Raw genomic sequence first — 21,281 nt, forward strand, 5'->3', positions numbered from 1 at the left:
AGATCATGACAGCTCGGCGAATTCGTCGGCGTCGAAGCCGAGCCGGATGTCGTGATCGACCTGGCTGCCGGTGATGGTCACCTGGCCGGTCACCAGCGGATAGCCGCGAGCGACGACGGTGTACTCCCCCTCCGGCAGGTCGGTCACCAGGTAGCGGCCGTTCTCGTCGGTGCGGGCGGTGCCGACGGCCGCGCCGGACCAGTCGAGCACGGTGACCAGCGCGTCGTGCACCGCGTGACCGTCGGCGCGCACGGTGCCCCACAGCATCGCCATCGGCGCCAGCTCGATGTCGAAACGGAACCGGCCGCTGTCCGGCACGGTCAATGTCGTTGCGGCCGGGCGCATCCGGGCGGCCACCGTCACCAGCGTGTAGGTTCCCGCCAGCACACCCTTGCAGGTGTAGACGCCATCCGCCGCCGTCACCGCGGCGCCGACCACCTCACCACGCAGGTCGGTCACGGTGACGGTGGCACCGGCCACCGGCTCGCGGGCGGCCGAGCGCACCACACCCGACAATTCGCCGGAGCCCTGCAGCGTGACGTCGACATGCTGCGCGCAGGCCGCGGCGGTGACGTTCACCGCTTCCGGTTGATGCCCGTTCGCCGAGACGATCAGGACATAGTTTCCCGCGGCGGGCGGCTCGATGGTGTAGGAACCGTCGCCGCCGCCGGTCGCACGCGAAACCTGATGTCCGCGTTGGTCGATCAGCGTCAACACCGCGTCCAGCACCGGGCGTCCGTCGTCACGGCGAATCCAGCCGCCGATCGTCCGGGTACCCGCCGAGGCTACGGCCTGCCCGGTCGACTCTTCTGCAATAGGTTGCACCCCAATACTATTCGTCTCCGAGAGATCATCCGCGAACATCGGCTCCGGTTCGGCGAGGACGAGTTCGAGCTCGGACTGCCGAAGCCGTCGCAACTTCGAGCCTTCGACATCGATGTCCGGCAGGATGCGGTCGAGCCACTTCGGCATCCACCACGCCCCCTTACCCATGATCGCCAGCAGCGCCGGTACCAGCACCATCCGCACCACGAAGGCGTCGATGGCGACGCCGCAGGCCAGCGCGAAGCCCATGGACTTGGCGGTGGCGTCGGATTCCAGCAGGAACGAGCCGAACACCGAGATCATGATGATCGCCGCCGAGGTGACCACCCTGGCACCGTGGTGGTAGCCGGCGATCATCGCGTCCCTCGGCGACTTGCCGTGCACGTATTCCTCGCGCATGCGGGTCACCAGGAACACCTGATAGTCCATCGCGAGACCGAATACCAAGCCGATCAACATGATCGGCAGGAAGCTGATGATCGGATGCGGATCGGCGATCAGGCCGAAAGTGCCTTCCTGGAAGATCAGCACGGTGGCGCCGAAGGTCGCCGCCATCGAGAGCAGGAAGCCGAGTGCGGCGGTGAACGGAACCAGGATGGACCGGAACACCAGTATCAACAGCACGAAGGCCGCACCGGCCACGATCGCGAGGTAAGGGACGATCTTGCCGAGCAGGACGTGGTCCATATCGGCGTAGATGGCGGTGGTGCCGGTGATGCCGTATTCGATGCCGAACCGCTGGGTCAGTTCACCTTCGACAGCGCGGGCGTCGCGCACCAGGTCCTTGGTGGCCTGATTGTTCGGCCCGGATCGCGGGACACCATTGAGCATCACGCCGAGCCCGTTCGCACTGACCTGCGCCTTGGTGACGTAATCCATCTCCGAGAAGGCGGCGAGCCGATCGCGCAGCGCGGTGACCGCGGCGGCGCGCTCGCCTTCCGGCACGTTCGCGAGATCGGCCGCCACCGTCAGGACGCCGTTGCTGCCTTCGCCGAAGCCCGCCGTCCGGATGTCATAGGCCTGCCGGACCGTCGAATCGGTCGGAAAGCTGTCCTCCCCAGGCAGACCCAACTGCAGATCGAGCGCGGGAGTAGCCAGAACCCCCAGTGCCGCAACGGCGAGCACCAACGCGAACCATGGCCGCTTGCCGATCAGACGGCCCATCCGCATGCCGTTGGTGACGGAGGTGTCGTCCTCCGGATCGTGCCGGGCGACCAGCGGCAGCTTCGGCTTGAACAGGAAGCGGCCGAACGCGCCGAGCAGGGCGGGCATCAGCGTGATCGCGGTGAGTACCGCGAAGAAGGCCGCGACCGCGCCACCCAGGCCCATGAAGGTCAGGAAGTTCACCCCGACGATGCTCAGCGCGCTCAGCGCGACGATGACGGTGAGTCCGGCGAACACCACGGCGGATCCTGCGGTGCCGACCGAAATGCCCGCGGCCTCTTCGGGACTCTCCGCGACATGTAGTTCGTGCTTGTAGCGGGAGACGATGAACAGCGCGTAGTCGATGGACAGCGCGATGCCGATCATCGACGCCAGGAACGTCGTGAAGCTCGGGATCTCGATGATCGAGGTGCTCAGCGAAATTGTCATCATCGCGGCACCGAGGCCGACGACGGCGGTGACGATCGGCACGAAAGCCGCCACGATGGCGCCGAAGGCGATCACCATGACGACCAATGCCACGCTCATGCCGATCATTTCGGCGTGACCGCTCGGCTGCTCCATCTTCTGCTCGATGGCCCCGCCGAGCTCGACGGTCAGTCCCTGCGCACGCGCGGGCGCGGCCACGTCGTAGGCGGCGCGGCGCTCCTCGTCGGTGATGTCCATCGACGAGGCGATGTCGAACGGCACCGAGAGCACGGCGACGGTGGCCGGGGCGTCCTTGCTCAGCACATTGAGCGGCGCGCCGGAGCACACGGCCGGGTCGACGGCGGCCAGGCAGCCCATCGCCTTGGTCACCTCGACCGGGTTCTTGAGTGCGGCAGCGGCCTTTTCGGTGACGAGCCGGCGCTTGCCATCCTCGACCGAGAGCGCCTTCAGGTCGTCGATCAGCGCGTCGATGGCGGCGCTGTTGCTCTTGTCGGTCAGCTTCGTGCCCTCGGGCGCCTTGATCACGTAAGCACCGCTGACGGCACCGATACTGAACTGACCGGACATGCCGGGGAACTGCCGGTCCAGGATTTCGGTGGCGCGCTCCGACGGCAGCGACGGCATGCTGAACTCGGTGCTCATCGGTTTACTCAGCAAACTGCCTGCGGTGCCGAGCATTCCGAGGAAGACGAGCCACAGCGGCAGCACGATCCACTTGCGGCGGAAGGCGAATCTGCCCCACCGATACAGGTATACGGACACGAATAGGTTCTCCTGGAGGTAACCGGATAGTGCTGGTTCAGGGCCCGTATACAGCACCTTCGCGGCCCGCTACGCATGCGAACAGCTCCACCGGACGTCCTCTCTCCCCCTACCGCGCGGTAGGGATGGAAGATCAATAGAAGCCCGTAAACGGAGGAGCAACCTCTAGTTGCGGGAGCATACCCGGACCATCAATCGATAGCGGGCCTGACCCCATCGGTGGCAGCATAGGATCGCCGTCATGGGGACACGGCTGGTGCAGATCAACATCAAGGCCCGGGACGACTCGGCGCTCGGACAGTTCTGGGCGGACGCGCTCGGCTGGGGCGTTTCCAGCGAGGGGCCGGGCGTGACCAACGTTGAGCCCGTTGGCCTTACGTGGCCGGACCCGACCGCGCTCTACATCGACGTCGTCACCGTCCCTGACCCCGAAACCGTGAAGTACCGGGTACACGTCGACCTCGCCACCACCTCCCCGGCCCATCAAGCGGAGTTGGTCGCCCACCTCCAGGATCTCGGTGCGACCCCCGCCGACGTCGGTCAGGGTGACGTCCCCTGGACAGTCCTCGCCGACCCCGAAGGCAATGTGTTCTGCGTGCTGGAGCCCCGGGATATCTACCGCGACACCGGACCTATCGCCGCGGTGGTGGTCGACTGCGCCGATCCGCGTGCCATGGCCCGATTCTGGGGCGAGGCATCGGACTGGACCGTGCACGAGGTGACCGACGATCACGCGACGTTGCGTTCCGCCAAGGGCGTCGGCCCCTATCTGGAATTTCTCCGCAAGCCCGGCCCGGCGACCGTCTGGACGCGCATCCATCTCGACCTCCTGCCCTACGCCCGTGACGATCAAGCGGCGGAAGTGTCCCGGCTGCGTGCGCTGGGCGCCACCGACAGAGACCTCGGCCAGGGCGACGTCTCGTGGACAGTCCTCGCCGACCCCGAAGGCAACGACTTCTGCGTCCTCGGCCCTGGGCGCGACTGAGGGCCCAGCAGGCCCCTACCGAAATCTGTGCGACAGCAGTCCACCTCAGCGAACTTTATCGCCGTCGCACGTCAACCGCACTCTGCCATCGCTACCCCGGGGCTAGGTGGCCGCATTCTTCAGTCGGTCGGCGGCGAGGTCGCGTAACTGGGCCCGGTCGGGTTTGTTGCTGCCTGTCGTCGGTAGTTCCGCGAGAATCAGCACCAATTCCGGTGCGTAGGCGCCGCCCATCTCGGTGCGGATCCAGGCGGTCACCTCGGCCTCCGACAGGCGCAGCGGTGGCCTGAGAACCACTGCGGCAGCGATCTTTTCGTCGCGGACCAAGCCGTCGGTGACGCCGAAAACGACGGCGTGCGCAATGGCGGGGTGCCGGTGCAGCACCTGTTCGATCTGAGCGGGGTATACCGTCTCCTTGACGCCGATGATGGCGTCCTTGGTGCGGCCGACGACGCTGAGGTAGCCGTCGGCGTCGAGGAAACCGAGGTCGCCGGTGCGGAACCAGCCGTCTCGGATCGCGTCGGCGGTGAGCTCGGGGAGCTTGTAGTAGCCGGTCGTCAATCCTGGCCCGCGAACCCAGATCTCACCGGTCTCCCCTGGCTTCAGTTCCTCGGCGTCGGTACCGCGGATGGACACTCGCACGCCCGGCACCGGTCGGCCGACGGTGGTGAGCAGTTCGGGGCGTTGATGCTCGGCCGGACCGAGTAGCGCGATCTGGCCGATCTCGTAGGTTCCGTAGCCGGTCGAGATGATCGGCCCGAATCGTTGGACCGCCTGGGCAATTCGCTCCGGTGTGGTCGGCCCGCCGGTGACCGCCATGAAGCGCAGGCTCGACGTATCGGCGGTGTCGAGTCCGGGATGGTCGAGCAGTTGATGCAGCATGGCGGGCTGCATCCACAGGAACCGAACCTGTTCGCGGGCAATGGCTTCCAGGACGCGGCCGGGATCGAACTGGTTGCCCTCCTGCAAGACCACCCGGCCGCCCGCGGCGAGAACCGCCTCGGCCAGCGATCCGCCGAGATGTCCGATCGCGGTGCACAGCAGCTGCGTCGTCTGCCACATGCGCAACGCGGTCGGCGAGTAGTAATCGGGCAGTGCCGAGTCGTGCGGAATCCCCTTGGGCACCCCGGTGCTACCGCCGGTCAGCCGGATCGCGGACAAATCCGCCGGACGTGCCTGAACAGTGATCGGCGCGCCGGATTCGGCGTCTGCCAACTGAGCGAGATCCACCGCGACGGCGTTGCCCAATGCCAGCACGGTCGCGCCGGGCACCTGCTCGGCGGCAGCGATCACGCGATCATCGTCACGACCCGGAATGACTACCACCGCGGCCGGTTCGATATACCGCAGTATGTCGCCGAGCAGCGACGGCCCGAGGTCATCATAGAGGATGCAGACAGCGCATCCGAGTGCGTTCGCCGCGAATTTCAGGGCGAACGTGTGCGGGTCCGCTCCGGTCGCCAACGCAACCACGTCACCTCGCTTCAACCCCTGGCCAGCGAGAACGCGCGCCATCCGATTCGTGCGGTCGAGCAGCTGGCCATAGGTCCACTCCCCGCCCGCGAAGGTGAGCGCGACCTGTGCCGAGCGCTCTTCGAACGCACCTAGCAGAAACCCGATCGTCGTCGTCTCGTTCTCGGCAGTTGTTGTCATGCGGCGCCTTTCGAGTTGCCGGAGCCGTCTGCCGTTGGTGGGCAGTGCCTGCCGCAGCTGGTCCGCCAATTCCTGCGGGGTGGTCGCGATATGCGCACTGGTTTCCTGGATACGCACTGGCAGAGCCCCTGGACCACCACCCCGCAATGACTTTGTAGCAACTGTATACCGATCGACGCCCCTTGCCACAGGCCCCGCGTGACGGTATTGGTCAGGTGGGGTTGGTTAGCGGAAGTATGGGTAGTTTTGGACCCAGTGGAATCCGCGGTTACGCAGGGTGAAGGTGTTCAGGTTTACGCGGTCCAGGGTGATGGTGACGGGGTGGTCACGTAGTTTTCCGCTTAGTAGCAGCTGGTTTGGGGTGGGGCGGTCGGTGGACAGTGTTGCGAATGGTGGTTGGGCGCTGGTGGTGTCTGTTGTGGTGAGTTCTAGTTGTCCGGTGGGGAGGAAGTCGGCGCGGACCGGGACCAGTTCGCCATTCATTCGTTGGTAGGTTGCGGCCCCTGGGTCGTCGAAAACGAGGCGTTGCCAACGCGTTTCGTCGGTGGTCAGCGGTGGAATCGGCTGGCCGTCGAAGGTGAAGTCGCGCACGGCCCAGATGCCGTACAGCTCGGACTTGGAGCTGCCCGCTCCGTACTGGTCTTGCCAGACGATCCAGCGGTCATAGCCGCAACCCAGCGCGACCCAAAGGCCGAAGGCCACCTGAATCCACAGCGCGATTCGGTTCTTTCTGTTGTCGGTGAACAGTGCGGGTTGAGCCAGGGGCTCGCACGCGCGTTGTCGCACAAACACATTCACCAGTTGCCGCAGGTAGGGGGCGAGCAGGACCAGGCTCATCAGCAGCAGATGCAGGGAGAGCAGTTTCTCCGGAATGTCGAACGTCATGTTCGTCAGGAGGACTTGAGCCATGCTCAGCAAACTCACCGCGGCGCCGAGTACCACCGTCCGCGGCACGAACAGCAGCAGGCCTGCCACGACTTCCACCGCGCCGAGCGTCATCTCGTACGGATAAGAGCTGCCGATCTGCAACCACAACACCGAGGCCGGGCTGAAATCGCCGTACGGTTGTAACAGCTGCGCCAGTGTGGGGCCGGGCATTTGGGTGGGGAACAGTTTGGCGAACCCGAACGACAGCATCATCCCACCCAGACACAGCCGAAGGAACAGCGTGAACCAGGCCAGCAGCCGCGGATAAGAGGTACGACGGTCGAGGGCCGTCCACACCGCGGTGGCCACCACTGCGACGACCAGGAGGCAGAGCACCAGCACCCAGACGGCCGCCTGGTCGCCCGCTCCGGAGTCATCGTGCAGCACCGCGTCCACCCCGAAGAACGTGCGGCCCACCCAACCGGTGACGGGGTCCGTCAGGGACATATCCCACGGCCCGACGTATTTGCGGACCCAGCGTCCGAAGATGCCGAGCAGCGCGAACGGGATGCAGGTGAGGAGCAGGCAGAACAGACCGAGATAGACGAAGCAGAATCGGAACGCTATCTGCGCCAAAGTGTTCCGGTCGACCGATGTGGTCTCGACGGTGCCGATCACTGCTGCATCATCGGATCCTTGGTGGGGTCGGCATACCGAGCCGGGCAGCCGTGGACGAACTCGCGCCCGTCATCCGAAGCATCCGTGGCAGCTCGGCGCAGGGCATCGAGCAAATCGGGGTCGAGGTTGGCCACGGACGGAACGCCGTCATCGAAGACCGTTACGCGGGCCAGTGCTGGTTCACTGCGATTCATGCCTTCAGTCAAGGCAATGCGACGTTGCCAGCACGTATGCGATTTTCGATACGCCGACGATATGCCTGGGCTGAGAGAATCGAGGGTCTATGCGCGTGTTGATCGTCGAGGACGAACCCTTTTTGGCCGAGGCCATCCGCGATGGCCTGCGCCTGGACGCGATCGCCGCCGACATAGCCGGTGACGGCGACACCGCGCTGGAACTGTTGAGCATCAACGTTTACGACATCGCCGTCCTGGACCGCGACATCCCCGGCCCCTCCGGCGACGAGATCGCCGAACACATCGTCGCCACCGGCAGCGGCATGCCGATCCTGATGCTCACCGCCGCCGACCGCCTCGACGACAAGGCGTCCGGGTTCGGGCTCGGTGCCGACGACTACCTCACCAAGCCGTTCGACCTCCGAGAACTCGTGCTCAGGCTCAGGGCACTCGACCGACGACGCACCAACACCAGACCACCGGTGCGGGAGATCGGCGGGCTGCGGCTGGATCCGTTTCGCCGCGAGGTCTACCGCGACGGCCGCTACGTCGCGCTCACCCGGAAACAGTTCGCTGTGCTCGAAGTCCTGGTCGGCGCGGAAGGCGGCGTGGTCAGCGCCGAAGAACTCCTGGAACGGGCGTGGGATGAGAACGCGGACCCGTTCACCAACGCGGTGCGGATCACCGTGTCGGCCTTGCGCAAACGGCTCGGCGAGCCGTGGATCATCGCCACCGTCACCGGCGTCGGATACCGCATCGACACCGCGAACAAGGATGGAGACCGTGCATAGGCAGGCCGGGTTGAGTGTTCGCCTCAAACTCACCCTCAGCTACGCCTGCTTCATCGTGGTCGTAGGTGCCTTGCTGTTCGTCGCCGTATGCGTCTTCTATACGCAATTCCTAGGCGACACCGGTGCGATCTACGCCACCGGCACCCTGTGGGTCGACCGCTCCGTCCTGCTGCGCTCCTTCATTCCGTTCGTGACCGTCGTGATGATATTTCTGCTTGCCTTCGGCCTGGTAGGCGGTTGGTTTCTGGCCGGCTGGATGCTCGCACCGTTGACCCGCATCACGGCCGCCACCCGGATGGCCGCGAACGGGTCACTCGCGCACCGCATCCGGCTACCTGGCCGCGCCGACGAGTTCCGCGAGCTCGCCGACGCCTTCGACACGATGCTCACCCGGCTCGAGGCACACGTCGGCGAACAGCAGCGGTTCGCCGCCAATGCCTCGCACGAACTGCGCACTCCGCTGGCGATCACGCAGGCGCTTCTCGACGTGGCCCACAACGATCCGACCCAAGACCCCGGCGCCCTCGCCGACCGCCTGCACGCCGTCAACGCGCGAGCGATCGACCTCACCGAAGCATTGCTGGTGCTCAGCCGCGCCGACCAACGGTCCTTCACCCGCGAACCCGTCGACCTGTCCCTGCTCGTCGAAGAAGCCGCCGAAACCCTTCTCCCCCTGGCGGAAAGGCTCGGCGTCACCCTCTATGTGTCCGGCGACATCACCCCCACCATCGGGTCACCCGCGCTGCTGCTGCATCTGACGATGAATCTCGTACACAATGCGATCGTCCACAACGTGCCGGAGCAAGGCACCGTCGCGGTCACGACCAGCTTTGCGCCGAACAGTGTGCTGCTCACTGTCGAGAACACCGGCGAAACGCTCGCTCCCCCATCGGTTTCCACTCTGGTCGAGCCGTTTCGGCGCGGCACCGAACGGGTCCGCACCCACCACGCGGGCGTCGGCCTCGGCCTGGCCATCGTCAACAGCATCACCCGAGCCCACGCCGGAACCCTCACCCTCGTCCCCCGCCCCACCGGCGGACTGCGCGTTACGGTCCAACTGCCCGCGCGGTCCTGAGCGCTGGCGGGCATCGACGACAGCAAGTAAGTGAATGCACATTCCGCTGCCACAGCGCCGCTACCTGGATCTTGACGCCAATCGGCGGCGGACGTGATTAACTCGACCCAAGATAGGCGAAGGGGAGTTTCAGATGGAGCTTATGGTCGAGCAGCGGGCAGCGCTGAGCATGATCTGCGATACGTTCGTTCCCGGGGACGGGTTGACCTTGCCGCCGGCGAGCGAGCTCGGTGCGGTCGACACCGTGCTGCGACTGTTGAGCCGCAGTCCCCGCGAGGCCGACCGCAAGCAGCTGGCAATGCTGTTGGGGTGGTGGGATTCTCGGTCGACCGGAGTCCTGCTCGGTGCGGGACCGCGTCGGTTTTCCACGCTGTCGCAGCAGGAGCGCGAGCGGGCGCTGCTCCGGCTCGGCGATTCGCGGTTGGGGCCGGTGCGCGCGATCTTCCAGGCGCTCAAACAGGCAGCGCTGTTGGCCTACAACGTGACTCCGGGACCAACGGGCACCAACCCGTTGTGGAAGGAGATCGGCTACCCCGGGCCGACCGGACCGCTCAGTACCGCCCCGCAACCCGCGCTGACGCCGCTGCGGTGCACCGAGAACACCTCGCTCACTTGCGATGTGGTCATCGTCGGATCTGGCGCGGGCGGCGGTACCGCGGCGGCCGTGCTGGCAGGCGCAGGCCTCGACGTGATCGTGCTGGAGCGCGGAAACTACTACGACGACCGGGATTTCGGCGCAGGCGAACTCGCCGCCCTGGAACAGCTCTACGCTCCCGGCGCCAGCTCCGCCGAGGGGCAGATCACCCTGGTCGCCGGCACCTGCCTCGGCGGCGGAACCGTCGTCAACTGGACCACCTCACTGCCCACCCCTGACGCCGTTCGCGCGGAATGGGCCGAACTGGGTGCGGCGCAATTCACCGAGGCCGAGTTCGACGAGGCCATCGCGGCGGTGCGACGCCGCCTCGCCGTCACCGACACCCGCTCCACCCTCTCGGCACGCGACGGGGTTCTGGAACGCGGCGCGCAGGCATTGGGATGGGACGTTGGCGCGTTGCCGCGCAACGTCACCGACGCCTGCGACGCCGGAATCGAATGCGGCTCCTGCGGTTACGGCTGCCGCGTCGGCGCCAAACAGTCCGCGGCCAAGACGTGGCTCGCCGATGCCGCCGCGGCCGGTGCCCGGCTGGTCGTCGACGCGAACGTCCGCCGCATTCACATCAAAAATGGCCGTGCCGAAGGCATTTCAGCAATAACCGCATCCGGCGCACAGCTCGAGGTGCGGGCCGGCGCCGTCATCGTCGCGGCGGGTGCGGTGCAGACGCCCGCGCTGCTGCGCCGCTCCGGTTTGCGCAACGAGAACATCGGACGCCATCTGCGCCTACATCCGGCCGCCGCGGTTTTCGGCGTCTTCGATGAGGAACTGCGGGGCTGGGAGGGCGCGCTGCAGGGGCGGATCTGCCGTGAGCACGCGGATCTCGACGGCAACGGCTACGGCGTCGTCTACGAGACGGGCCCCGTCCATCCAGGCCTGGCCCTCGGTTTCATGGGCTGGCGCGGTGCGGACGCGCACCGCCGGACCATGCTCGACTTCGCCCGCACCACTCCCATCGGCATCATCACCCGCGACCGCGACTCGGGCACCGTCACCGTCGACAAAACCGGCGAGCCGATCGTCAACTACCGCCTGTCCGCCTACGACGCGGCCCACCTGCACACCGGAATCGAGGGCGCCGCAAGCATTCTCGAGGCAGCCGGGGCACAACGCATCTTCTCCGGCCATCAAGCAGGCGTGGACTACGAACCCGGCCGCCGCGGCTCGCACGCCGAGTTCACCGCCTCCTGCCGCGCTGCGGGCTACGGTCCTGGACACTGTGCGATGGGCGCCCTGCACATCATGGGCTCGGCCCGGATGGGCGGTTCCCCGCAGCTCTCGGCAACCAACCCCGACGGCGCGACCTGGGAAGTCGCCAATATCGTTGTCGCCGATGGCTCCTGCTTTCCCACCGCGTCCGGCGTCAACCCGATGATCTCCATCGAGGCGATCGCCTACATGAACGCCAAGCGGCTGGCAGCCCAGCTGACGTAGCTCAGCGGCGCACCACCCACCGCGCACTGGGAATTCCTCGACCTGGTCGAATGATCGCCTGGTAAGCCGGGACAACTCCTCGATCGGTGCGCCGCCCGCGGCCGCCACATACAATTGCGATACGCAACAGTTGCTCATTGCATGGTTGATGGGGTGAGCACAGCCGCCCGCGGGCGCCACCGGTGCCTTCGGAACAGGAGAGCACGATGGCCCATCTGGATTGCCGCGGAATCATCGCCGTACCCATCGATTTCGCGTTCGAATACGGTGCCGATCTGCGCAATGCGGCCGAATGGGTGTTCGGTGTCAGCCGGGTCGATCTGGCCAGTGACACGCCGATCGGCGTCGGGGCGGTTTACACCGGTAACCTGACCCTCGGCCCGATCACCACCCGTTCGACGGTCCGGGTGACCGAGTGGGTGCCGAATTCGCACGTCTGTGTGACGTCGGTGTCCGCAGTCCCTTCGCGATCGACCTGGCGATTCCGCTCGCTCGGCGAGCACAAGACCGAGGTGACCGTCGACATCGACTATTCACTGCCAGGCGGGTTCGCGGGAAAAGTGCTGGGACGCACCATTGAACCCTTCGTCCAGCTCGCGGTGCAACGCTCCGACACCGCGCTACGGAACACCATCGAACGACGCTATCGGCAGAGCCAGTCCGCCTCGCACCCCGATAAATAGAGCGCAACCATCACAGCGCCCGCTCCCGCACCACCCGTGCGACATCGATGTCGTAGATCCGGCGCAGCGAGGGAAGTTGAATCACCGCGGCCGCCACCAGCATCGCTACCGCCACCACCACCGCTGTGCCCGGGCGCAATTCGAGCCGCAGGTGATACCCGAGCGTCTGATATGTGGACAGTAATCGGTCGGCGAGCAGCACGCCGAAGCCGACGCCGAACGGAATCGCGACAACGGCAACGGCCAGGTTCTCCGCCGAGATGAGCCGGGCAAGCATCCCGGCGTCCATGCCTTCGGCGCGTAGCGCGCTGAGTTCGGTGAGGCGCTCGGATACGTTCGCCGACATCGCGTTGAACAGCATCGCGGCGGCCATGATCGCGGCGAACACGAGCATGATGCCGACCAGCGTGTTGTACAGGCTGAACGCGGCACGCATCGAATCGGCCAACGACCTCGTCGAGAGATAGGCGACGACGCCGGGAACCGTGGCGAGCCGATCGCCGACGGCGCGCTCGTCGGCCACCTGGCCGTGCAGCTTCACCAGCACCCCGTTGGGAGTCGTACCCGTCAGCGCCCGAAGGTGATCGAGCGAGACGTAGACGACCGGCGAAAACGGCTCGTCGACGAATCCAACCACCTGCTGGGTGATCGGATGCGCGGCTCCCGGTGGCGAGATATCGACGGTGTCCCCCAGCGACACCGACAGCAGATCGCGCAGGCCGACACCGAGCAGCACCCCGTCGTCGCCGAGCCGGTCCGAGCCCGAGGCGGCACGGAAGCTGTGCATATCGGTCTGTGGCCGCAGTCCGATCATCAACGTCTGGTACCGATGCAGGCCGGTCGCGAGGGTGACATCGTTGAGGCTGTAGGTTTCGGCCTCGGCCACGTCCGGGTCGTCGCGAAGCCGCTGCGCCACGGTATCCGCCGATCCCGCGACGACTACCGATCCGTCCTGCCGCGCGATCTGGCCGAATTGCCGATCGACCATGCCGGGAAGCGTGTCGCGCATGCCCGCGAACACCATCACCAGCACCACCGCGACCCCGACACCGACCGCCGTGAACACGGTGCGGCGCGGGCTGCGGAACACGGCCCGCAGCGTCATCCGCCAGCGCGCGGGCAGGTAGCGCAGCGGCGGAAGCAGCCGTTCGATGATGCTGCGGCCGCCTCGATACGCCGGTGGTGCGATCCGCAACGCCTCCACCGGCTGCATCCGCGCGGCGGCCACCGCGGGCGCCAAGGCCGCGACCAGGGCGGCGGCGAAGGTCGCCATGGCGGCGAGCAGGTAGGTGATCGGATGCGCCGACGCGACGTGCAGCGGCAGCGCGATCGCGTCGGTGTACTTGGTCGTGATCCAACCGCCGAGCAGGTATCCGCCGATCAGGCCGGGCACGATGCCGAGCAGCGCCGACGCGACCCCGTAGCCGACGTAATGACCACGCACCGCACTCGGCGACAAGCCGTTGGCGATCAGGGTTCCGATGACGGCCCGCTGCGCGGAGACGATCCGCGACAGCAGCACGTAGATGCCGAGCACGACCGCCGCGAGGAACAGCCAGGGCAGCACCTTGGCGAGGGTGCCGAATTGGGCGACGTCGTCGCGCAGCGTGTGGTATGAGCCGATGTCCTCGCGACTGAGGCTGGTCAACCCAGCCTGATGCGCCAAAGCGGCTGTGGCGGAGACCAACTCGTCGGCTTGCGCGCGATCGCGCGCGTATACCGCCAGCTGTTCGGTGGGCGCCGATGTCATCCGCCCCACTTCGTCGTCGGTGGCGAAGACAACTCCGAATTGTTCAGGGGTGGTGAGGATCTCCTGGCTCGACCGGGCCGGCCAGAGGTATTCCGTGGACAGCGCCGATCCGGCGACGGTACGCGACTGCCAACCATCCGGACCGCGCACCTCGACCGTGTCGCCGGGGCGAAGGCCGTAGTGGTCGGCGAGATGCTGTTCCACTGTCACCTGTGCGCCGTGCGGCAGCGTGCCGGACTGCACGTCGAGCAGGGAGACCGCGGGCTGCGCCGAATCCGGTTCTCCCACAACGCGTCCGAACAGGGTGTGGCCGTGGATACGGATGCCGATGTCGGCCTGGTGCCGCGGCTGCGTCACCGGTTGTCCCGGCAGTGCCGCGACAGCGTCGGCGAGCCGGGCGGCTCCCGGCCCGGACACCACCGCGTCCGGCAATCGTTGTGCCGCATAGGCATGGCTGAAGGACTGCTCAAGATTGCGATACCCGTCGGTCGCGGCGACGAAGACGGCGACGCCGATGGCGACCACGACGGCGATCGCACCGAACCGCCACCGCTGCTGCCACAGGTCCCGCCGCAATTTCTGGCCGAGGACACCGGTCACCATCGCAGCTCCGCCGCCTCGACCGGCCGCTCGACCACCGCCGACTCGCTGATCGCCCCCGAGTGCAGGCGGAGTACGCGGTCGGCCATCCGCGCGATCTCCGAATTGTGCGTCACGACAACGATGGTGTGGTCGCCGGTGCGGGCCAGCTCCCGCAGAACGCCGAGGACTTGCCGCCCGGTGTCCAGGTCGAGGCTGCCGGTCGGCTCGTCGGCCAGCAGCAGCGGCGGTCGCTTCACGATCGCGCGCGCGATGGCCACCCGCTGCTGCTGCCCGCCCGAAAGCTGTCCGGGAAACCGGTCGGCCACTTCGCCGACGCCGACGCGGCGCAATGCCTCACCGCTGCGCGTCGCGGCGTCGGTGCCGGTCAGCTCGGCGAGCACCTCGACGTTCTCGCGCGCGGTGAGCGTCGGCACCAGATTGAAGAACTGGAAGACGAAACCGATACGGTCGCGGCGGTATTCGGTCCGCTGCTTGCCGCGCAGCGCCGCGACATCGTGCCCGAGGACCTCGATGGTCCCCTCGGAGGGCTGGTCGAGTCCGCCGATGAGGTTGAGCAGGGTGGTCTTGCCCGACCCGGACGGGCCGAGCAGCACCACGAATTCGCCCTGCGCCACCTCGAGCTCGACGTCGCGGAGCGCGACGACGCGCGCGACACCCGCACCATAGGATTTGCCGACACCGGCCAGCCGCAGCGCCGGTGGCGTGCGATCACCCGACGGGTCCGGCGATTTCGTGGATTCGGTCCGTGCGGCACGGCTCATCCGACGATCCCGCGGCCGGTCGTCAGCGGCAGGTCCAGCGGAGTCAGCAGGCCGGGAGCGGCCTCGACCACCGCGCCTATCGCGCTGACCAGCCGGGCGGCGGTGCCTGCCAGCAATGCCGCTCCTGGATCGCCGTCGCAGTCGAGCCCCAGATCGAGTGTGTAGTTCGGAACGCCCTCCAGCTGCACGCGGTAGCACCCCTTCCCTGTCGGCTGCGGCCAGTCCGGTGCCAGGTCGGATCGTAATCGCATGACATGGTCGACGACGATCAACGAACGACCGTCCCGCATGCCCGTCACCTGAAAGCGCAATGCCGCCGCGGTTCCTGCTCTGATGGTATGCCCGCCGACGTCGAATGTCTCCGGTGCCGCGATGCGCTCGAACCGCTGATCCACGCTATCGAGTCGCACGTCGAGCGCGTCGGCGAGTTGGCGCACCACCGGGCCCCAGGCCAGGGTCAGGATGCCCGGCTGCAGCAGCATCGGCAGTTCGTCGAGTGCGCCGCCGAAGCCCATCACCTCGAAGATGATCTTCGAGTCCTCGATCGTCGAGTAGTCCATCACCTCCGAACAGGTGATCCGGTCGACCCGGGTGCAGGCGCTTGTCAGCAACAGTGGCAACCAGTCGTTCGCCCAACCCGGGTCGATCCCATTGACCCACAACGAGGCTCGCCCCGCGATGGCGTCCGCGACCAATTCGTCCACGGCGTCGGCAGGCAGGGTTCCGTGCGGATACTGCAGGAAGATCGGGCCGCTCGACACGACGTTGATGCCCGCGCGCAGGAAACGACGCAGATCCGCGACCGCCTCCATGAGACGATCGTCGGCCATCGCCGTGTAGACGATGCAGTCCGGTTTCAGCGCGAGCAGCGCGTCGGCGTCGGTGGTCGCCGCGATGCCGACCTCCTGCTGCAGACCGGCGAGTTCACCGGCGTCCCTGCCCGACTTCGCCGCGCTGGAGACCCACACGCCGACGAGATCGAGCTCGGGCCTGGCCAGGATCGAGCGCAGCGCCCAGCGCCCGACATTGCCCGTACTCCATTGCACCACTCGGTATTTCATCTCTTGCCCACCTTCGGGTATCGGTCCTGCAGTGCCAGCAACGACGACATGGCCTTGGCCGCGACGAAGGTGAACGGCTCCGGCGGAAACCGCTGTTCGGTCCGGTTCACGAATAACAGGCCGGTATAAGAGGATTCGCGGCCGAGGATGAGATCGCGCAGTACCTTGCCGCTGGTGTGCGTGACGGCGATCCCGTTGCCGCAGTAGCCGTATCCATAGAACAGGTTGTCGCCGACCGCGCCGACGTGTGGCACGAATTCCCTGGTGATCGCCACGCAGCCGCCGTAGGAGTGGGTGAACGGCACGTCATGCCAGCAGGGAAAATACCGCGCGAGCACCTCCCGCAGCACCCGCGTCGCCGCCGGGTTGTCGATGTGGCGCCGCTCGCTCATGTCGCGGCCCATGGCGTATCGCACCGGCCCGCCGCCGACCAGGAGTCGATGTTGCGCCGTGAGCCGAGCGAAAACGATGAAGTTCCCCGCTTCGACGAAGCCCTCACGATCTGGCCAGTGCAGCTGCGCGAGCCGCTCGTCCGATAGCGGTTCGGTCACCGCCGCATAACTCCATACCGGGATCACCGCACGGCGAAATTCCTGGAACCGATGTTGATAGGCGTTGGTCGCGAGCACCAGCTTGCGCGCGGTGATCCTGGCTCGCGGCGTGCTGATCGTATAGCCGCCGCCGTGCGCCTCGACGCCGGTCGCCGACGTCTGCTCGTGAATGTGCACCCCTTGCCCGCGCACCACGGCGGCCAGCCCGCGCACCAGGCGATGCGGATTGACGGTCGCGCCGCCGACCTTGACCGCGGCCCGGATCGCCGGCGAGCCGATCCGCTCCCGCATCTGGTCGCGGCCGAGCAGCGCAAGCCCGGACGCCGCGCCTATCCGCTCGGCGATCGCGAGATCCTTTCGCAATAGCGCTATTTGAGCCTGATCGGTCGCGACCTGGTAGTAACCGCGCGTCTCGAAATCGGCGTCGATCTCGTATTTACGGCAGAAGTGCGCGAGTTCGAGGATCGATCGGCCGACCAAGGTGTAGGCGAGCTTGGCCCGGTCGACGCCGAACCGCCGCACCAGCGTCGACAGGTTGTGGCCGATCGTCGGCGTGACGAAGCCGTCGTTGTGTCCCGAGGCGCCCGCCCCGGCATAATCGGCCTCGACGATATGAATGTCGAGGCCCGGTTCGGCCAGCTTCAAGAAGTGCGCGGTCCACAACGCCGTGTAACCGCCCCCGACCAGGCACACATCGCAGTCGATGTCCTCGATCAGCGGCGGCCCGGGGGTGACCGGTTCTGTTTCCCGCCAATAGATCTCGTGTAGTGGCTCGGTGGCGGTCGCGGCGGTCGAGGTGTTCTCCGACATCTCCTGACCCCCGCTTATACCCGCTCGAAGATGACGCGTGCGAGACCGGCGTGCCGGTTGTCGAAAACATCGACCGACGCGTCGAGGTAGCGTTCGTAGGCGGTCACCGTCGGCGCCCCGGCCAGCGCCACCGCCCGATCATGCTGTGCGACAAGGCGATCGCGCCACTCACGACAGGTGCGGGCGTAGTCGTCGGGCCGATTGTCGACCGCGAGTGGGTCGAACAACCGCTCGCTGGCTTCCATGATCTCGGAGAGCCAGGGCAGCTCCGACTCCGGAAAGACGGTGTCGATGATGAACAGTAGGTCGCGCACGGTGCGCCTGCTCATCTTGGTGTTGTTTCCCTTGATGATCGTCTCCAGTCCCAGCCTGCCGCCGATCGGCAGCCATTGTGCACACCGCGCGAAGAACTCCCGATAGGCCGCGACCCGCTCGTCGCGCGTCATGCCCATATCGGCGAAATGCTCGAAGGCGCCGAAGGATACGATCGCGTCGTAGCCGCTCTCGGGCTGGTGGTCCAGCCAGTTCTCCACGCGAACCGCCACCTGCGGATTTCCGCATCGGCGAATATGGTCGGCCTGCGCTTCGCTCAGGGTGAGCCCGACCGCCCGGTCGACGCCGTGCATCTCGGTGAGGCGATGGACCATACAGCCCCAGCCACATCCGATGTCGAGCACCCGCCGGGCCTCGACTGCCCTGGTCGCGGTGGCCATGTGGTCCAGTTTGCGTTTCTGCGCCGCGACAAGAACATCGGCGGCGCCTGCCCACAACGCGCTGGAGTAGGACAGCGTCGGATCGAGCCACAGTGCGAAGAATTCGTTACCGACGTCGTAGTGGTGTTGGATCGCTTCGGGCGAAGCCCCTTGATACGTCGACGTTTTCGTCATAGTCACTCTTCTCCGGATCGGGCCGGGCGACCGGCAGCGGCGCCGCCGAAGCGGACGGTCGCCAGCGGCTGCAGGGAACCCGCCTCGTACAGCGATCGGCAGCGATGACGCTGGATCTTTCCGCTAGGTGTCTTGGGCAGGCAATCGCGATCGAGAATCACGCACTCGTCCAGTGCGATTCCCGCCTTGGCCAGCGCCACCGCCGCCGCCGCGTCCGCGATGTAGCGGTATTCGGCTGCGGTAGAACGTAATTCGACGAACAACGACAGGCGCTGTGCGGCTCCTTCGGAACGCGCGACCAGCGTCGAGCAGCCGCGGCGCACCCCGTCGATGCGGTCGACCGCGTTCTCGACCTCCCGCGCGTATACCTTCCGCCCGGCGACCGAGACCACGTCATCCATCCGCCCGACCGGATACAACTCGCCGTCCCGGACGAAGCCGAGGTCCCCCGATCGCAGGCCGCCATCGGCGAACTGCCGCTCGGTGCCCGCCTCGTCTGCCCAGTACCCCAGCGCCAGACTCGGTGAGCGCACGGTGATTTCGGTCAGCCGATCGGCGGACAGCCCGGGTAACGAGACGCCGGCACATGGCCTGCCCGCGCTGACCATGGCCGTTCCCGTCGGATCGTCGGCCGCGGTCTCGGTGACCGCGCCGTCGGCCAGGGCGGTGGAGTCGACGATCAGCCCGCGCGGTTCCTCGTCCGAGGGCACCGAGGTCACCGCGAGCGTCGCCTCCGCCATCCCGTAGGCGGGCATGAGGGCCGGTGGCCGAAATCCGTACCGGCCGAGGGCATCCAACGCGAATCGCACCGTTGACCACTCCACCCGCTCGGCGGCGATGATGCAGTTTCGGACCTGGCCGAGGCCGCCCGCCGCGATGGTTGTCGACCGTCGGGCCGCTCTGGCCGCGAGGAACAGGCTGGTGTTGGTGCCCGCGCTGAGCGTGCCGCCGTAGGCCGCCATCTCGGCGAACCAGGTGCCGGGCGCGACCATGAACCGTTCGGGGGTCGACATGAAGTATTCGATATCGTTCAACCACGTGGTGAGCAGGCAGCCGAACAGGCCCATGTCGTGCGACAGCGGCATCCACGACAGCCCGACATCGTGGCCGGGCCGCGCATCGATCATGGTCGCGATCATGTCCAGTTGCGCCGCGATGGCGCGGGGGGTCAGCATGCAGCCCTTCGGCGCGCGGGTGCTGCCCGACGAGTACTGGATGAAGGCCAAGCTGTCCGCGCCGGGCGGGTCCGGCGCGACGCGGCCGCTGTCGGCCACCGATTCCCACGATCGGAACCGGAAGCGCGCATGCAGTGACTCCGGAATCACGGCGAGCAGCGGCTCGTCGAGCAGGAAGACGACCGGGTCGAGTTGCGCGCCGATGGCGAGCAGCTGATCGGCGTATTCCGTCGCGTCCATGCCGCGGGCGGGCACCGGCAGGGAGGCCACCGCTCCCCCTGCCAACCAGACGCCGACCAGGCCGCGTACTGCCGCGGACGTGTTGGTCAGGATCGCCGCGACCCGAGTGCCTGGACCGACACCGAGGTTGCGCAGCCCCGCCGTCGTCCGCTCGCACTCCTGCAGCACCCGGTCCCACGGCGTCGCGTCGTACCGGCCACCGACCCAGCAGTGCAGCGCTGAGCGGTACTGCCCGGAGCGCGTAAACTTATCCCAAAGTCCTAGTCCCAGTGCCTCATTCGACATCTGAAACCCCGGCTGCGGCGTTCCCGCGCTCGGCCAGCGGCCGTGGCGGTTGCGCGGGTGCGGCGCGGCCGCCACCGGTGCGCCGGAGTCCTTCCGCGCGCTGCTCGATCCGGTCCTGCGGTATGCGCACTACATCCCAGACCAGCCCGACCGCTTCCAATGCCCGGATCGTCAAGGCACTGAGATCGAATTCCCACCAGCGCAATCCGTGGAAGGCCGACTTGGGGAAGGCGTGATGGTTGTTGTGCCAGGACTCGCCGAACGAGACCAGCGCCAGCCAGGCGACGTTGCGCGACTCGTCGGGAGTGTCGAAGCGGCGACGGCCGAAGTAGTGGCCGATCGAGTTCACCGCGTAGGTCGCGTGATTGCCGACGAAGAAGCGGACAAGACCACCCCACAGTGCCCCGGTCGCGAAGCCCTGCCATGACCTGGTCAGCGCGAAGCCGATCAGCCCTGGCAACACGATCCCAGCGAGCACGAACAGCAGGAAGTAGCGGGAGATGAAGCGAATGTCCTTGTCCCGCGCGAGATCCGGACAGTACCGAATGGGATCCGAGGACAACTCGCTGTCGAACAGCCAGCCGAGGTGCGCGTGCCACAAACCGCTCAGCGCCCCACGCAGACCGGGGCCGTGCTCCAGGTATGGACTGTGCGGGTCGCCCGGCTTGTCGGCGACGCGGTGATGGCGGCGATGATGGGCCGTCCAGATCAGCGGTGGCCCTTGGCCTTCCATCGCACCCGCGGCCGCGAAGAATATCTTCAGTGGCCGCGAGGTCTGGAACGACCGGTGCGCGAGCAACCGGTGGTATCCGGTCGAAACGCCGAGCCCGCCGATGAGATACATGACCAGGAAGGCCACCACGTCCGACGGTCCTACCAGGCGGTTCCACAGCAGCACCGCCGCCGCGAGCACACCGAGCAACGGCAGGATCGACGACGCCAGGATAAAGCCGTAGTGTTCACGTCCGTCCATGTCGATTCAGCCCC

The 21,281-nt window shown here is 66.9% G+C and carries 16 protein-coding genes and 1 pseudogene; 5 read left to right on the forward strand and 12 right to left on the reverse strand.

The annotated features are described in order from the left end of the window. Positions 1–3: 3 nt before the first annotated feature. Together ACIA8C_RS09025 and ACIA8C_RS09030 are read right to left on the reverse strand one after the other, a co-directional pair. Positions 4–864: a collagen binding domain-containing protein gene (locus ACIA8C_RS09025; protein WP_397132827.1), complete on the reverse strand. Its 861-nt coding sequence runs from the start codon at positions 862–864 to the stop codon at positions 4–6. Positions 865–888: 24 nt separating this feature from the next. Then, positions 889–3,180, reverse strand: a pseudogene (locus ACIA8C_RS09030) (MMPL family transporter); the annotation flags it as partial. Between the two features lie 241 nt (positions 3,181–3,421). On the opposite strand from ACIA8C_RS09030, the gene ACIA8C_RS09035 reads away from it, so the two are divergent. Further along, a complete protein-coding gene (locus ACIA8C_RS09035; RefSeq protein ID WP_397132555.1) occupies positions 3,422–4,165 on the forward strand; it encodes a VOC family protein in 744 nt (247 codons plus the stop codon). A 102-nt stretch (positions 4,166–4,267) separates the two neighbouring features. On the opposite strand, the gene ACIA8C_RS09040 is transcribed toward ACIA8C_RS09035, so the two are convergent. The 3 genes from ACIA8C_RS09040 to ACIA8C_RS09050 form a co-directional block, all read right to left on the reverse strand. Then, positions 4,268–5,932 carry a class I adenylate-forming enzyme family protein gene (locus ACIA8C_RS09040; RefSeq protein ID WP_397132557.1) on the reverse strand — a complete coding sequence of 555 codons (1,665 nt, stop codon included), beginning with the start codon at positions 5,930–5,932 and terminating at the stop codon, positions 4,268–4,270. Between the two features lie 108 nt (positions 5,933–6,040). Continuing rightward, on the reverse strand, positions 6,041–7,357 hold the full coding sequence (locus ACIA8C_RS09045) for a DoxX family protein (protein WP_397132829.1): 1,317 nt from the start codon (positions 7,355–7,357) through the stop codon (positions 6,041–6,043). Beyond that, positions 7,357–7,554 carry a hypothetical protein gene (locus ACIA8C_RS09050; protein WP_397132559.1) on the reverse strand — a complete coding sequence of 66 codons (198 nt, stop codon included), beginning with the start codon at positions 7,552–7,554 and terminating at the stop codon, positions 7,357–7,359. The genes ACIA8C_RS09045 and ACIA8C_RS09050 overlap by 1 nt, the downstream gene beginning before the upstream one ends. An 89-nt stretch (positions 7,555–7,643) precedes the next feature. On the opposite strand from ACIA8C_RS09050, the gene ACIA8C_RS09055 reads away from it, so the two are divergent. The 4 genes from ACIA8C_RS09055 (at position 7,644) to ACIA8C_RS09070 (ending at position 12,171) form a co-directional block, all read left to right on the forward strand. Then, positions 7,644–8,327 carry a response regulator transcription factor gene (locus ACIA8C_RS09055; protein WP_397132560.1) on the forward strand — a complete coding sequence of 228 codons (684 nt, stop codon included), beginning with the start codon at positions 7,644–7,646 and terminating at the stop codon, positions 8,325–8,327. Continuing rightward, positions 8,320–9,402 carry a sensor histidine kinase gene (locus ACIA8C_RS09060; protein ID WP_397132562.1) on the forward strand — a complete coding sequence of 361 codons (1,083 nt, stop codon included), beginning with the start codon at positions 8,320–8,322 and terminating at the stop codon, positions 9,400–9,402. Before ACIA8C_RS09055 ends, ACIA8C_RS09060 begins: the two co-directional genes overlap by 8 nt. A gap of 133 nt (positions 9,403–9,535) precedes the next feature. Continuing rightward, positions 9,536–11,488: a GMC family oxidoreductase N-terminal domain-containing protein gene (locus ACIA8C_RS09065; RefSeq protein ID WP_397132564.1), complete on the forward strand. Its 1,953-nt coding sequence runs from the start codon at positions 9,536–9,538 to the stop codon at positions 11,486–11,488. Between the two features lie 206 nt (positions 11,489–11,694). Beyond that, positions 11,695–12,171 (forward strand): SRPBCC family protein, encoded by a 477-nt coding sequence (locus ACIA8C_RS09070; RefSeq protein WP_397132566.1) that lies wholly within the window; start codon positions 11,695–11,697, stop codon positions 12,169–12,171. A gap of 10 nt (positions 12,172–12,181) precedes the next feature. Here ACIA8C_RS09070 and ACIA8C_RS09075 read toward each other — a convergent pair whose 3' ends face one another. The 7 genes from ACIA8C_RS09075 to ACIA8C_RS09105 are packed head-to-tail and all read right to left on the reverse strand — an operon-like array spanning position 12,182 to position 21,267. Further along, the gene (locus ACIA8C_RS09075; protein ID WP_397132568.1) at positions 12,182–14,524 is read right to left on the reverse strand and encodes an FtsX-like permease family protein; all 2,343 of its coding nucleotides are present in this window, start codon (positions 14,522–14,524) and stop codon (positions 12,182–12,184) included. Beyond that, entirely contained in the window at positions 14,518–15,285 is a 768-nt protein-coding gene (locus ACIA8C_RS09080) for an ABC transporter ATP-binding protein (protein WP_397132570.1), read from the reverse strand. Before ACIA8C_RS09080 ends, ACIA8C_RS09075 begins: the two co-directional genes overlap by 7 nt. After that, a complete protein-coding gene (locus ACIA8C_RS09085) occupies positions 15,282–16,346 on the reverse strand; it encodes a diacylglycerol kinase (RefSeq protein WP_397132572.1) in 1,065 nt (354 codons plus the stop codon). Before ACIA8C_RS09085 ends, ACIA8C_RS09080 begins: the two co-directional genes overlap by 4 nt. Beyond that, positions 16,343–17,707, reverse strand: a complete 1,365-nt coding sequence (locus tag ACIA8C_RS09090) for an NAD(P)/FAD-dependent oxidoreductase (RefSeq protein WP_397132574.1) — start codon at positions 17,705–17,707, stop codon at positions 16,343–16,345. Before ACIA8C_RS09090 ends, ACIA8C_RS09085 begins: the two co-directional genes overlap by 4 nt. A gap of 14 nt (positions 17,708–17,721) precedes the next feature. Next, positions 17,722–18,594, reverse strand: coding sequence for a class I SAM-dependent methyltransferase (locus ACIA8C_RS09095; protein WP_397132576.1), 873 nt, complete (start codon positions 18,592–18,594; stop codon positions 17,722–17,724). A gap of 2 nt (positions 18,595–18,596) precedes the next feature. Beyond that, a complete protein-coding gene (locus ACIA8C_RS09100) occupies positions 18,597–20,294 on the reverse strand; it encodes an AMP-binding protein (RefSeq protein WP_397132578.1) in 1,698 nt (565 codons plus the stop codon). Further along, positions 20,284–21,267 carry an acyl-CoA desaturase gene (locus ACIA8C_RS09105; RefSeq protein ID WP_397132580.1) on the reverse strand — a complete coding sequence of 328 codons (984 nt, stop codon included), beginning with the start codon at positions 21,265–21,267 and terminating at the stop codon, positions 20,284–20,286. Before ACIA8C_RS09105 ends, ACIA8C_RS09100 begins: the two co-directional genes overlap by 11 nt. Between the last annotated feature and the right edge of the window lie 14 nt (positions 21,268–21,281).

The organism is Nocardia sp. NPDC051321 (genome assembly GCF_044455225.1).
Classification (GTDB): domain Bacteria; phylum Actinomycetota; class Actinomycetes; order Mycobacteriales; family Mycobacteriaceae; genus Nocardia.